General features: G+C 54.5%; 12 protein-coding genes. 5 read left to right on the top strand and 7 right to left on the bottom strand.

Going from position 1 to position 12,959, the window contains the following annotated elements:
- Positions 1–93 precede the first annotated feature (93 nt).
- The gene (locus tag SH528x_RS13595) at positions 94–519 is read right to left on the bottom strand and encodes a DUF2752 domain-containing protein (RefSeq protein ID WP_442511058.1); all 426 of its coding nucleotides are present in this window, start codon (positions 517–519) and stop codon (positions 94–96) included.
- 242 nt (positions 520–761) lie between these two features.
- Between SH528x_RS13595 and SH528x_RS13590 the strand changes: the two genes are divergently transcribed.
- The 4 genes from SH528x_RS13590 (at position 762) to SH528x_RS13575 (ending at position 4,541) form a co-directional block, all read left to right on the top strand.
- Positions 762–1,547: a sugar phosphate nucleotidyltransferase gene (locus SH528x_RS13590; protein ID WP_442511057.1), complete on the top strand. Its 786-nt coding sequence runs from the start codon at positions 762–764 to the stop codon at positions 1,545–1,547.
- Between the two features lie 6 nt (positions 1,548–1,553).
- A complete protein-coding gene (locus SH528x_RS13585) occupies positions 1,554–2,504 on the top strand; it encodes a ribose-phosphate diphosphokinase (RefSeq protein ID WP_442511056.1) in 951 nt (316 codons plus the stop codon).
- Between the two features lie 557 nt (positions 2,505–3,061).
- Positions 3,062–3,886 carry a phosphatase PAP2 family protein gene (locus SH528x_RS13580; RefSeq protein ID WP_442511055.1) on the top strand — a complete coding sequence of 275 codons (825 nt, stop codon included), beginning with the start codon at positions 3,062–3,064 and terminating at the stop codon, positions 3,884–3,886.
- Positions 3,887–4,199: 313 nt separating this feature from the next.
- Entirely contained in the window at positions 4,200–4,541 is a 342-nt protein-coding gene (locus SH528x_RS13575; protein ID WP_442511054.1) for a translation initiation factor, read from the top strand.
- A gap of 92 nt (positions 4,542–4,633) precedes the next feature.
- On the opposite strand, the gene SH528x_RS13570 is transcribed toward SH528x_RS13575, so the two are convergent.
- The gene (locus SH528x_RS13570; RefSeq protein WP_442511053.1) at positions 4,634–5,479 is read right to left on the bottom strand and encodes a PA4780 family RIO1-like protein kinase; all 846 of its coding nucleotides are present in this window, start codon (positions 5,477–5,479) and stop codon (positions 4,634–4,636) included.
- Positions 5,480–6,011: 532 nt separating this feature from the next.
- On the opposite strand from SH528x_RS13570, the gene dgt reads away from it, so the two are divergent.
- A complete protein-coding gene (gene dgt / locus SH528x_RS13565) occupies positions 6,012–7,283 on the top strand; it encodes a dGTP triphosphohydrolase (protein ID WP_442511052.1) in 1,272 nt (423 codons plus the stop codon).
- Between the two features lie 96 nt (positions 7,284–7,379).
- Here dgt and SH528x_RS13560 read toward each other — a convergent pair whose 3' ends face one another.
- The 5 genes from SH528x_RS13560 to SH528x_RS13540 form a co-directional block, all read right to left on the bottom strand.
- On the bottom strand, positions 7,380–8,627 hold the full coding sequence (locus tag SH528x_RS13560; protein ID WP_442512128.1) for a PQQ-binding-like beta-propeller repeat protein: 1,248 nt from the start codon (positions 8,625–8,627) through the stop codon (positions 7,380–7,382).
- 323 nt (positions 8,628–8,950) lie between these two features.
- Entirely contained in the window at positions 8,951–9,403 is a 453-nt protein-coding gene (locus tag SH528x_RS13555) for a hypothetical protein (protein ID WP_442511051.1), read from the bottom strand.
- A gap of 176 nt (positions 9,404–9,579) precedes the next feature.
- A complete protein-coding gene (trhA, locus tag SH528x_RS13550; protein WP_442511050.1) occupies positions 9,580–10,227 on the bottom strand; it encodes a PAQR family membrane homeostasis protein TrhA in 648 nt (215 codons plus the stop codon).
- Positions 10,228–10,232: 5 nt separating this feature from the next.
- Positions 10,233–11,159: an alpha/beta hydrolase gene (locus SH528x_RS13545; RefSeq protein ID WP_442511049.1), complete on the bottom strand. Its 927-nt coding sequence runs from the start codon at positions 11,157–11,159 to the stop codon at positions 10,233–10,235.
- A gap of 119 nt (positions 11,160–11,278) precedes the next feature.
- A complete protein-coding gene (locus SH528x_RS13540) occupies positions 11,279–12,751 on the bottom strand; it encodes an IS4 family transposase (protein WP_442506501.1) in 1,473 nt (490 codons plus the stop codon).
- Between the last annotated feature and the right edge of the window lie 208 nt (positions 12,752–12,959).

Here is a 12,959-nt window from a genome sequence, read left to right as displayed (position 1 = left end):
TGTGTTCCTATTTATACACGAAGCGGTGTAGGGGCGGTGACAGGCTGCCAGTTACTTTGCTGTTGGCGCCGGTTACTTTGCTATTGGCGACTGTTACTTTGCTGCTGGCACTGGCGCGAACGGGCTACTTGTGGGGGAGGGGATATTTCTAGCGACGAAAAAGAGGACAAACACCGTCACTAGGATCAGCACGATCCGCACAGAGGCTCGCGGATCGAAATTTGGGCGTCGGTTTTGGCGGACGATGTAAATCACCAACAGCGGACCGCCCAGGATCAGCAGCGCATTGTTCCGCAACGCCAGCAGCATGTCGCCATGCAGCAGTGCCATTACGGCTCGTGTCGCACCGCATCCGGGGCAATGAATCCCCGTGGTCTGGTAAAATTGGCACTTGGGGAACCAGGAATCGTTGCCCGGCTGGATCGTTTGCAGCAAAACGATTCCGGTCGCGGCACAGGCCACAAGCGTCCCAACGATCGCGATCAGCAATAACGGCTTGGATTTATGATTTTCGTTCATTTCGGCCCTTAGTTTACCAGAAATTTCTGGAAAACCGTGGTGGTGTGGCCGCACATCGGGCAACGTGGCGAGGGATCGACGACGAACATTTCTCAACCGGCTTGTTTGATTCGCGACGACTTGCGACCATGTGTGCCGGCGGCGGGCCGAAAATTGCCATTTGCGTTTTTGCGGTTCGCGGTGGGGCAGTAGCTTCAGCTATCGAAATCTCCTTCAAACCCATCCAAATCTCCTATTTACTCATGTCTGAATCGACAAACGCTCAAGCGAACGACGCTTTTGACGAGCCTTGTGCCATCGTGTTAGCCGCGGGCAAGGGAACTCGAATGAAGAGTGACCTGCCTAAAGTTCTCTGCCCTGTGGTCGACCGTGCGATGATCCACTTCGTGCTCGATGCACTCGAAAACGCGGGCATCAAACGACAGATTATCGTCGTTGGATACGAAGCAGACGCGGTCAAAAAAGAGCTCGCCAGCCGCGGCGGCAATATCGAATTTGCTCACCAAAACGAGCAGCTCGGCACCGGTCACGCGGTCCAAATCTGTCGCCCTGCACTCGAAAAGCAGACGGGGCCGACGATCGTCGTTGCGGGCGATTCGCCATTGATTCAATCGACCAGCTTGAAAAAGTGCCTCGATCATTTTCGCGAAACCAAGCCCGCATTACTGCTCGGCACGCTCGAAAAAGCAAATCCCGAGGGTTTGGGGCGAATCGTGCGAGACGCGGCGGGTGAGTTCACCGGGATCGTCGAACACAAAGACGCCACCGACGAACAGCGCAAGATCACCGAAGTCAACATGAGTACGTATTTGTTCAATACGCCCGACCTGTTGGACGCACTTTCAAAATTGAGCAATGATAACGCTCAAGGCGAGTACTATTTAACCGATACCGCCAAGTTGCTTCGTGAAGCCGGGCGACCAGTCGAAGCGATTGCGGTCTTGCAGCCTTGCGAATCGCTTTCGATCAATAACACCGACGAGCTGAAACTAGTCGACGAAACGATGCGATCGATGGGGTATGCGTAAGCTGTCATGCGTGAATTGAAAATTTTTAGCGGCCGAGCCAACCGCGATCTGACCGATCGAATTTGTAAGCATCTGCATCTTGAACCGGCGAAAATTACGCTGGGCAAATTTCCTGACGGCGAGAACTATTGCAAACTGGACGAAGACGTCCGCGGCCGCGACGTGTTTCTCGTCCAGCCGACTTCCCCACCGGTCAACGACAACCTGTTCGAGTTGTTGGTGATGATCGATTGCTGCAAACGAGCCAGTGCCGAACGGATCACCGCCGTGATCCCCTACTTTGGCTACGCACGGCAAGACCGCAAAGACGAAGGTCGGGTGCCGATCACCGCGAAATTGGTGGCCAATGTGATCGCGCGAGCCGGCGCGGACCGCGTGTTAACGATGGATTTGCATGCGGCTCAGATCCAAGGTTTCTTTGACGTGCCGGTGGACCACTTGTACGCCGCTCCGGTTCTGAACGATCACTTTCTCGCTCGCGGTCTGAAAGACGAAGAAATCGTCGTGGTCAGTCCCGACGAGGGCAGTATCAAACGGGCCGTGGGTCACGGTAAACGCCTCGGCGGATCGCTGGCGATTGTCGACAAACGCCGAACCAGTGCGACCGAAGTACGCCAGAGTACGATCATCGGTGGCCCGGTCGAAGGCAAAATCGCCTTGTTGTTTGACGATATGATCAGCACGGCGGGGTCCATCTGTGGTGCCGCCCGCTTGGTTCACCAGGCGGGTGCCAAGGAAATTCATATTGCTTGCACGCACGGAATTTTGTGCGGCCCGGCGATCGAACGACTGCGTGACGCTCCGATCGATTCGATCATCGTGACCGATTCGATTCCGTTGCCAGCAGAAAAGCAATTGCCGAATATGGTTCAATTGAGCGTCGCCCCGCTGTTGGCCGAAGCGATCAAGCGGATTCACCACGACCAATCGATCAGCGAACTGTTCCGCGAGCGATAGGGGCGTCGCGTCTCAAGTCCAGCTTCCTGGTTCCCCGGCTCTGCCTGGGAACCCACTGCCTTGCAGGCTGCCGAATAGGGGCGGTCGAGGCGGAGCCTCGGGAGCAATGCGTTCCAAGGCAGAGCCCAACGCCGTGAACGATTTTCTGGTAGCTACCTTCGCCAGAAGGTGGTGATTCGCAATGGACGCCAACAATCCACGCTCTGGCGAGCGTAGCTACGAAATGCAAATTCTGTAATTTGCAGCCTTAATATCGTGCACGACGCTGGGCAGAGCCTGCGGACGAGCGTTTCAGAACGGACGGAAATTTTTAGGTTACGGCACGAGCAGTGGTGACGACTGGAAAAACGCTGTCGTTTTGCCGTTTCTGAATCGTGTTTTCTTAATAAAACACCGTAAAACGCTTTGCTATCTGCACTGATTCTCTAAGAATTCTCGCTCGGCTGCTCTTTCGCGAGCCGCCCGAAATTAGCTACGGTCCCTCTTGATGTTCCTTCTGGTGTTGCGAGAGCCCCCTCGTGTTGCACGGATCATGTTTCACATCGAAAGTGGTACTAATGTCCCATCGTGACTACGCGAAATCTCGATCCAAGTTGTCGATGTTTGGCGGCGCCGACGCTGACGAGCTTGCTCCGTTCCGCACCACCAGTTTGATGTGGATGTCGGGCATCTCGCTATTAATCGTTCCTATGTTGACGTTGATCGACGTTCCAGTCGGTCGTTGGCTGGCGATCAATCGGCCCTCGAAAGAGGTGGCGAGCCTGTTTGAATTAGCGGGCTACTTTTCGCATGCAACTGGCGTCTTTTTGATTCTGCTCTGCATTTTGTTGATGGCACCGCGTCGCCGCCGCTATGTCCCCCGGCTTGCCGTGCTTGCCATGGGCGCCGGTGCGGTATCGACTATCGCCAAAATGTTTGTATTGCGAGAGCGTCCCAGTCGCATCAATCTTGACATCGCGACTTACGACAAAGCTTGGCATTGGGTGTTCGATTGGTCGCTGGATCAAGTCGCGACGTTCGACGCAGGCACCCGGGCCTTTCCCAGTTCGAATATGGCAGTCGCAGCCGCGTTCGCGATCGGGCTGGCCGCCGTGTTACCGCGAGGTCGCTGGGTGTTCGCAATGATGCTGCTTGGCACGATGTTGCACCGGATGTACTCTGGAGCTCACTTCATCAGTGACGTGTTTGGCGGAGCGGCATTCGGTTTGATTTGGGGCTACGTTTGCTTTCATCCAAAATTGTTGGGCAGTCTGTTCGACCGGATGGAATCCGAACGACGACCCAAACGACCATTATTCGAAGAAAAAGTCCCTCGGATTGACGAAGCGACGCGAGCCGATGAGGCTAAGAGCGACGAAGACAAAGGTCGCTTTGCAGCCTAAAGCTTTTTCAGAGCTAAAAGCTAGTGATGGCCGTAGCGGAAGTCGTCAAGACTTTCGTTGCATTTGTCGAATGATCCGAAACTCTCGCGCGAGTTCCACTACGAAATGTTTCACAGCGTTGCGATTGCGCGCTAGCCCTGGTTGAACGCGGGAACCGAACTAGCCGGCTGCTGATTAAATCGAAGTGGTGAGCCGCGGGCTGTAAGGCAACGGGTAATGCACGGAACCCGGCCGCTTACGCGTCACGGCTCACTAAGTCAACAACCCGCACCGCACTCTCCTCTACTGCCTCAATCAAAACATTCTTGAAACGATGACACGACTTTTCGCAGGCACCCCGTTCGACATTCCGCCCACGTGTGATCGTTGCGGCGAACTCGAAGAAGCATGCAAGTGCCCGCCTCCGGCTCACGAGTATTTGCCGGCTGAAAAGCAAACGGCAAAGGTGTTCACCGAGAAACGCAAGAACAAGCGTGTGATGACGATCGTCAAGGACCTCAAGCACGAGGAAACAGACCTGCCAAAGCTATTGTCAGAGCTAAAGTCCGCAATTGGTGCCGGCGGATCGCTGCAAATAAACCAGATCGAAATCCAAGGCGATCATCTCGCCCGCGTGCAAGAAAAACTTAAATCGATCGGCTATCGAGTTCGCTGAATGTAACGGAAGTCGTCAAGACTTTCGTGAATCACAGCATAGGCCGAAACTCTCGCGAGTGTTTCGCTACGTCAGTAATGGTTCCGACGGTCCTATCCGTTTTGCATTCTTTCCAGACGTTCCTGTTCTTCGTTGTACGCAACGTCGATCAGGTGCAGCACTCCATCGACATCGGCTGCCTTTGTCGAAAACGCAAACTCACCCGTTAGTTTGTAGTCAGGTTTGAGTTCACCCTTTTCGTGCAGGTCCCATATCTCTTCGGCGTAGTGAGTGTCTGCCAACTCTGGGGCATACTGCGAATAGTATTCGGTGATGTTGCCAACATCACGCTGCAGCATACTTTTAGCATTGTTGTTCCCTGCGGCATTCACGGCTTGTGGCAAGTCAATGATGACCGGGCCTTCTTCGTTCTGAAGCACATTGAATTCGGACAAATCGCCGTGCACCAGTCCGACGCACAACATACGCAAGACATAGTTCATGACCGTTGCATGATCTCTCACGGCCTGTTCTGCAGACAACGCGATATCGTTCAGCCGCGGAGCCACATCGCCGTCCGCGTCAGTAATCAGCTCCATCAACAACACGCCGTCACAGAAACCGTAGGCCTTAGGAACGCGGACTCCCGCTTCGGCGAGTAAATAGAGTGCGTCCACTTCGGCTCTTTGCCAAACGACCTCCTGTTGATCACGGCCGAATTTAGAACGCTTTCCCATCGCTCGTTGTCGGCGGCTGTTACGGATTTTTCGCCCTTCTTGGTACAGCACCGATTTTTTGAAACTGCGATCGGCCACCTCTTTGTATACCTTGGCGCAGCGAATCTCCTGACCACAACGCACAAGATAAACTTGGGCCTCTTTGCCACTCATCAGGGAACGAAGGACTTCATCGACCATGCCGTCGTCGATCAAAGGTTGGATACGCTTAGGTGCTTTCAAAATGTTACTGCTTCGGGAACATGGAAATTCCACTGAAAAAGGATTGAGCTGCTATCGGCAGGGGCGACTTGCACGCCTGCTCAGAGTGTCAAGTGACAAGTTCGCGGCAGTGGAGTAGCCGGAACTTTCGGTGATCGCCGCGAGAATCTACGGTACACAAAGAAATGCGGACCGCAAATCGCGTGATCTGACGGGGGGGATCAACCTTGTGAGCCCCGGGGATGGTTCTCTGAGGTTGCTCACAGCCGCTGAAAGCGGCGCCGAAACATAGCACAAGGCTGCAAATATCGCAATCGCCAACGAATAACGCTAGCTTTCACCCATTCAATCCTCGCAATCTTGTCGCGATGCTTACTGCTCCGTTTTCGTCTCATAAATGATCGGTCACGGACGTTTTTTAGCAAGCGATGTCGTCTGCGATGCGATCAGCCGAACCTCGATGTTGTATCGTGACGGGCATGTAAAGACGGCTGAGCTCTTATTCGATACAACAAACCGATCTGAATCTCCATTCTCCGTTCAATCGCAACTCATGATGGCAAACACGTTCTATAACGACTTCGATACCCAACCGCTCTCGGGGCCCGACCGGCGACGCGCGGACGACTATCGCACACCGTTTCAGATCGACCGCGACCGCATCCTGTACACCTCTGCCTTCCGCCGCCTGCAGAGCAAAACGCAAGTCTTCCTGTCGGGTGAGTACGACTTCTATCGCACGCGGCTTACCCACTCACTGGAAGTCGCTCAAATTGGCCGCTCGATCTGTGGCCGGCTGAAGGTTACCAACGACTCGTTACGCGACGATTATTTCATCGACCCCGATCTCGTCGAGGCCGCATGCCTGTCACACGACATCGGTCATCCGCCCTTCGGTCACGCGGGCGAACGTGTGCTGCACGAACTGATGCGTGACCATGGCGGATTCGAGGGCAATGCTCAAACGCTTCGGCTGCTAACCGAGACCATTTATGGCAAGCAAGGCATGGATCCCTCTCGCGCATTTCTCGACGCGACGCTGAAGTACAAAACGCTGCTCTCGGAAACCCCCGACGTGGCCAACCACTTCGTCTACGACACACAAAAACAATTCCTGGAATTCACTTTCGGCAGCGACGCGTTCCTGACGGAACTGCAACCGGGCGCGGTCCGCAATGGATTCAAATCGGTCGAATGCCAGATCATGGATTGGGCTGACGATACCGCCTACTCGCTCAACGACATCGTCGATGGCAACCACGCGGGATTCATCAGTCTAGAACATTTAGAGCGGTGGGCCGAGACGAACGACACGACAGATGACGACGACAAACACATCGCCGATCTTTGCAGTGCCATACGCCGCCGCCGATTGGAGCCATTGATGGGCCGTAAAGTAGGCCACTTCATCGCCGCGGCCGACATCGTCGCTGCTCCGGACAACTTGATGTCCGCCCACAGTGCACGCTACCGCTACAACGTCACGGTCACGCCGGAGGCTGCCGCCGAGTCGAAACTTTACAAACGCATCTCGCTAGATCTCGTGTTCCGATCTCCGCAGTTGCAGCAGCTCGACCACAAGGCGGGCCGCGTGCTTGGCGAGCTTTACAAGATCTTTGCCGACAATTACCTCGGCGGTCGCAAACGCCCACTTCGGCTGCTGCCTGCTGAGACCGAAGCGGCATTGGCGGCGGCAAACGGCGACAGTCACACTTCCGCACGAATCATCTGTGACACGCTTGCGCAAATGACCGATCGCTTCGCCGTCCGCACCTACCGCCGACTGATCGATCCCGAGTTCGGAAGCATCGTCGACCTGATCTAACGCCGCGATGTGATGTTGTCTGCCTTTTGCAGAATTTTCCCAGATCCTAGCGTGGATGAACCCGGTTCTCGTATCGAGAATTCTAGCGAGCTGCAACTACTTTGCAGCGCTGTTCTCGCTACCACCGTCGTTCCACCGAAACACCGTCAACCGATCCAATGCTCGGACGATAACGAAATTGCCCTGCACGGCGATGTGTGCCCAGCTATCGTTGGCAACTTTCATTTCGTCAATCACGTTAAATCGATCCGGCGTCGCTTCGATCAATCGCAACGTTCCGTTGTTGGCGAGTGCCAGAATTTTGTTGCCGTTACGAGCCATGCTCCAGTACTTGCCCACCGGCGGACTCGTCCAGCGAATTTTGCCATCTGCCAACGCCAGACAGACGGCGCGTTCGTTTTTCATATGTAGGTAGATTGAATCATCGATCACGATCGGCGACGACATGTAGCCTTGCGTCTTCTGCTGCCATCGCTCCTTCACCGTCCACTTCTGACCGTCGCGTGTGATGTCAAACAGTTGACTCGATCCACTATGCGCGGCAGTGAAGACGGCGTCGCCGATCGGTAATGGGGTAAGGATGTTCATACCGCGAAACGCCTTGATCGGTTCTTTCCAGAACACTGCACCCGAATCGAGCGACACACCGCAAAGTTCCGTTCGAGTTTGCACGAGCAATTGCTCTTGGCCAGCGATCGTCGCGACAGTGGGACTCGAGAACGCTCCGGTCGACATCATGTCGCCACCAGACGCAAACACTTGCCACAAAACTTCGCCTGTTTTCAACTCCACCTTCGTCAGCCCGCCGCCGAGCTGTACAAATACAGCTCCATCATGAATCAGCGGTGAGCTCGCCGCACCAAAAGGCTGAAGCGGTGTTTTGAATTGATTGGGAAAGTCGATTCGCCAAACTTCGTTACCTGTTTTGGTATCGAAATGCACCAGCACGTCACGCATCCCCAGCACCACGAGCGAACCGGGCACACTGGCTGGCGTTGCACGAATCCAATCACCATTAGCAGCTGCGAAAAACGGAACCGCAAGCGATCCTTCCCATTGCTGCGTCCACGCCACATTTCCTGTGCTCAAGTCATAAGCGGTGACGCGTTCTATCTTTTTGTCGACGGTTTCGGTTGTGAATAGCAATCCGTCTTGCACAATCGGGCCGCTGTAGCTCGGTGCCAATTCGCGTGTCCAAAGCTCACTGAGCTTGCCCTGCAATCCGCTGGGCCAAACCGTCTCCTGCACTACTCCGTCTCGCTCCGGCCCTCGCCACTGGTTCCAATTTGATTCAGCATATCCGTTCACCGTCATAAGCATGCCGAGGGCCAACATCGTGACCATCAATATCGAGGCGATCGGGGGCAGCGATCGAGGGAGAGGTTTTCTACAGATCGACATCGAATTGACCACGCTGGATTCTGGAACGGAGTGAGATTTGAGACCGAACCAGTGTAGTGATTCGTCAAATCGATCCCGTGATTAGCGGCGACCGCAATGTTTTTTGCGTTCCTTAGGACCGCCGGATCCTTAAGTGGCAGAATGACTCGTGCCAGAAGTCATGAGTGATTTCCCCTCAGAGCAAACAGCAGGCCTCCATCCTGTGAAGCATTTTTTGCGTCTCCGTTGTCATCTTCCTCCGTTGCCGTTTTCCGGAGGAACTGCACTCAGTCCTCAACAGAGTGGGGTGGCTTGGCCAAGGGGATCGTGCCGATGATCTTGCGATCGGTGATCTCGTCGTCAAAGTCGGTGTACAGACGCAAAAAGCGAACACACAATTGACGTCCTGCCGTCCCTTTTTCGAGGTCGGGGTAATGTCGGCAAAACGTTCCAAACACTCGAACGACTTCATCGCAAGTACGGTCAATCAATTCGGGATCTTCGATACGCAGCGCGATCGCGGCATGCAGAATCGAGCGGTCTTCGACATCAATAAAAAAGACGACGCCTTCAAAAAAGATGCAACGCCCCCGTAAAAACTCGAGCAAGCTGGCATCATATCCGACTTCGTAACGCCCCTCTTTGCCGGGCTGGAACAGATTGCGAATCCGCTGCCACCACGACGGACGTGACTCGTCCAACGGTGTCGGCGATTGGTAAGGATTCGGTGATTCAGTCACGTGTGGCTTTTCCTGAATTCACGGCCGCGTTGCAATCGTCCCGAGGGTCTGTCCGCTTAGAGTCTATCCGAAAAGGGGTCTGACCCTTTGGATGTGAGTCGATACTATTATGTTTTTGGCGTGGTTGGAGAGGGTCACGTGGTTGGAGAGGGTCAGACCCCTTTTCGGATTGACTCTTACAGTGTGTACCACCAAATACCTAAAAAGTGAGCGGTGGCGGCCATCATCACGAACAAATGCCAGCCCGCGTGCAGGTACTTCACTTTCGAATCGTTGATCAGCAGAATGACTCCGACCGAATACAACACGCCTCCAGTGACCATCAGTGTCACTAGTGGCCCGGGAACGTGCCCTGCAAGCGGGATCGCCGGTAACCATCCGAGCAGTAAATACGACACGGTGCCAATCGAATTGATCCGATGCCGCAGCAGTACTTTGCCAAAAAAACCGACTGCCGCAGCAACCCAAACCGCAATCAACAATGGATCCCGCACTCCATCAGGGGCGTGGGAATAGATGATCGGGGTGTAGGTTCCCGAGATCATCGTATAGATCATTGCTTGATCCCAGGCTCGCAAATGATCGAGCATCGGTTGACGAAAAATCATGTGCGAAAGTGTTGAGGATAAAAATGTCCCAATCACGGACGCCATGTAAGCGGCCGCTGCAAACGCCGCCCCAAGGCTGACGTCCAAAGCAGCACGTATGAGAAAAGCAGCCGCGATCGTCGAAACGATGGCAGCGATTCCATGCGTTAGCGCATTGGCCCATTCTTCGCCGTGCTTGACCGGAGCATCTCCGATGTCCAACGTTGTCGATTTCATCAAATTTACTTGATCCACTGAAGGTCCCGCATCCAAAGAGTGAGTAGTTCGGGCCATGCATCGGTTTCCTGGTCGTTGGGGCGTGAGCCGAAGCCGTGCCCTCCGCCACCAAAGACGTGCAATGTGCTGTTGATCCCGCGTTTCTGAAGTTCGGTAAATAAGGTCACACTTCCCAAGCAACTGATGCGATCATCACGTGCATGGGCAAAGAACATCGGTGGCGTCGTGTCGGTGACTTGGATGTCATCGATCAATTTGGACGAGTCGTCCTTTTCCACGAGCCATGCAGGGTAAACCAACACAGCGAAATCGGGGACATAGTTCGACTTGTCATTGGCATCGACCGCGTCGTAGAAACGTTTGCTGGCGGTTGCTGCTCGAGCGGATGCGTTTCCGCCTGCAGAGAATCCGAGCACACCAACGCGTTTAGCCGACACACCTTCGACCGCTCCGCTGCGGATCATGCTGATCGTTCGCTGGATATCCTGGACCGCTGGCTTCCAATTCTCGTCTTCGCTTCGCGTCGGAACACGGTACTTCAACACGATCGCGGTAACGCCAATTTCCTGCAGCCATTCTGCGATCTCGGTTCCTTCGAGATCCCATGCCAAAATCGAATACCCGCCGCCGGGGCAAACCACGATCGCGGTGTCCGATTTCACATCGGCCTTGGGCTGGTACACATACAACTGCGGCGTGGAAACGTTCCCAATCCGAGTGACGTACTTTTCGGCAACGGTGCGGCTATTCTCATCGCTGGTGTCTTTTTCTGCTTCACTGGGCGGCGTCCACGCAGGCGGCTCACTGGGCCAAACATTCACGATCGAATCCGGAGTTGCCGGAGCGGCGGCGGCTGCGGGGTTTTGGGCCCGAAGCGAACCCGTAGAAACGATCAAACCGAGGGCGATTAGGCAGCGAACAGTGTTTTTCATGGATCTCTCGGAGTACAGCAAGGAGGGGAAGCGGAGGTTGCTCTTATAACGGACGGGTGCTGAATGTGGGATAGGCTTCCAGAGTGTCGACCGAAAGCTATGACAGGCGAGAAGCCTTTTTATACCCCAAAACTCATTTGCTTGAATGCAACGAACGCTTCAACGATGGTCGAGAAACGGTTCATCCCTCGCCAGAGAGTTCTTGAGCCGGCAGGACCCTGCGATTTTTTGTCGATGTAGCCGCCTAGGATGGCGATCGATTTTCCGAACGCTTCCATCGTTGGTGGAGACTTCGGATCGACCGGGCGTTTAGTTAGAAATATCATGATCGCCATCCATTCGTCTTCGCTAAAGTAGACCGTGCAGGGCGACTGTCCGTCATGACGTGTGGCGCCCTTGAGGTACTCCACTCTCCAAGCGACGACCGTGAGCATCGAAAACGCTCGTATATAACGCTCCAATGTTTCGTACTTCATGTCTTCGATGTGAAGCCCACTTTTAAGTGTTTTGAAGTACAACTCCACTAGCCAACGAAAACAGTAGCCGGTCAAAACCTCGTCAATTTCTTCCGCCGAACTGACCGGCAGGGTTGTCAGAAGCATCCAGTTAATCGGGGCTTCACCGATTGGCGGATCCACCTCGAGCGACTCCACCACATTGATCCAAGTGTCGGTCAACTTGCCAGTGCTGGACCGCCCGGTTCCGGCAACTTTGACGCGCACGCTGCGAAATTGCACCAGCGCTTCGCGTGAAATACGTGCCTGTTTCCGAGCTCGTTTCTTATCATCTGGAAGCACCGGAGCGTCTCGGCCACCGATCGAAACCGTTTTCTCTCCACGCCAAGCGACCTTTGAAAGCGTCTCTTCAATTGTCGTGACATCATCAATCGGCGAACCGGTGACCGCATCGACGGCGGCGACGATCTTCTGAGTCCGGCACTGACGAATGATGAATCCATAGTTCTCTGGAAACTCCGCCGCCTCGGCCAGCAGTTCGCCAATGTCCGATTCGCTGTCGGAAAGCTGAATGAACTGAGTTTGCGGCATCGAGCGGGCGATTTGCTCGCCGCTTTGCATCATTTCCATCCATCGGCTGCTCTCTTTTTCTTCAAAACAGCGTCGCTGCCGTTCGGCTTTGCGCTCCTTGGCTGGCACTTCCAATGACGTCGCATCACGAGTCCAAAGAACTTGGTCGACCACTCCCAAGGGGATGCCTGGGGCAGCAACGGCGTAGAGCGGATGGTAGAAAAAGCCAAAACGTTTGCCGCCCGAAAGCGGTCCTGCCCCGCTGACCTGCTGCTTTGGCTTGGTCAGATCGAACTCGGACGAGTCCTGATCCAGAAAGACCCGTTTGTGCTCGCCGCATCGCTTTCGAGCGGCCTGATGATGTGCGTCGAAGATTTGATCCACGTCTACCTTGGGGTTGTTGGCTAAGCGATAAATTCCCTTCAAGTCAGCTTTGGAACGAACACGGTCCGGTGTCGACTCGCCGATCGAGGAAGCTTGAGAGACAAACTTAACAACGCGATCCACCCGCCGCTTGTGGCCCAGGTCCAACGATTCAAATTCCTGCCGTACCCAATCGATAACCATCCGTGCAACCTCCGTGCGATGAAAATCTAAATCGCAGAATCATTCGCAACCACACGAGATAAGGCAAGAAAATGTTTTGGGGTATAAAAAGGCGAGAAGCCTATCCCGCTTCTTTAGGGACGTCGGAGATGTCGTTTCTGTTACTGAGGTAGCGGAACTCGTTAAGGCTTTCGGTGATTCCTGAAAACGAAAGTCTTGACGACTTCCG

This window comes from Novipirellula methanifontis (genome assembly GCF_052161655.1).
Taxonomy (GTDB): domain Bacteria; phylum Planctomycetota; class Planctomycetia; order Pirellulales; family Pirellulaceae; genus Novipirellula.
The sequence above is the reverse complement of the archived record's forward strand: the minus strand, read 5'-3'. Positions and strand labels throughout refer to the sequence as shown.

What these genes read in the sequence shown, in the direction of transcription:
- SH528x_RS13595 (WP_442511058.1), bottom strand. Translation starts at nt 519, where the DNA reads ATGAACGAAAATCATAAATCCAAGCCGTTATTGCTGATCGCGATCGTT.
- SH528x_RS13590 (WP_442511057.1), top strand. Translation starts at nt 762, where the DNA reads ATGTCTGAATCGACAAACGCTCAAGCGAACGACGCTTTTGACGAGCCT.
- SH528x_RS13585 (WP_442511056.1), top strand. Translation starts at nt 1,554, where the DNA reads ATGCGTGAATTGAAAATTTTTAGCGGCCGAGCCAACCGCGATCTGACC.
- SH528x_RS13580 (WP_442511055.1), top strand. Translation starts at nt 3,062, where the DNA reads ATGTCCCATCGTGACTACGCGAAATCTCGATCCAAGTTGTCGATGTTT.
- SH528x_RS13575 (WP_442511054.1), top strand. Translation starts at nt 4,200, where the DNA reads ATGACACGACTTTTCGCAGGCACCCCGTTCGACATTCCGCCCACGTGT.
- dgt (WP_442511052.1), top strand. Translation starts at nt 6,012, where the DNA reads ATGATGGCAAACACGTTCTATAACGACTTCGATACCCAACCGCTCTCG.
- SH528x_RS13560 (WP_442512128.1), bottom strand. Translation starts at nt 8,627, where the DNA reads ATGGTCACGATGTTGGCCCTCGGCATGCTTATGACGGTGAACGGATAT.
- trhA (WP_442511050.1), bottom strand. Translation starts at nt 10,227, where the DNA reads ATGAAATCGACAACGTTGGACATCGGAGATGCTCCGGTCAAGCACGGC.
- SH528x_RS13545 (WP_442511049.1), bottom strand. Translation starts at nt 11,159, where the DNA reads ATGAAAAACACTGTTCGCTGCCTAATCGCCCTCGGTTTGATCGTTTCT.
- SH528x_RS13540 (WP_442506501.1), bottom strand. Translation starts at nt 12,751, where the DNA reads ATGGTTATCGATTGGGTACGGCAGGAATTTGAATCGTTGGACCTGGGC.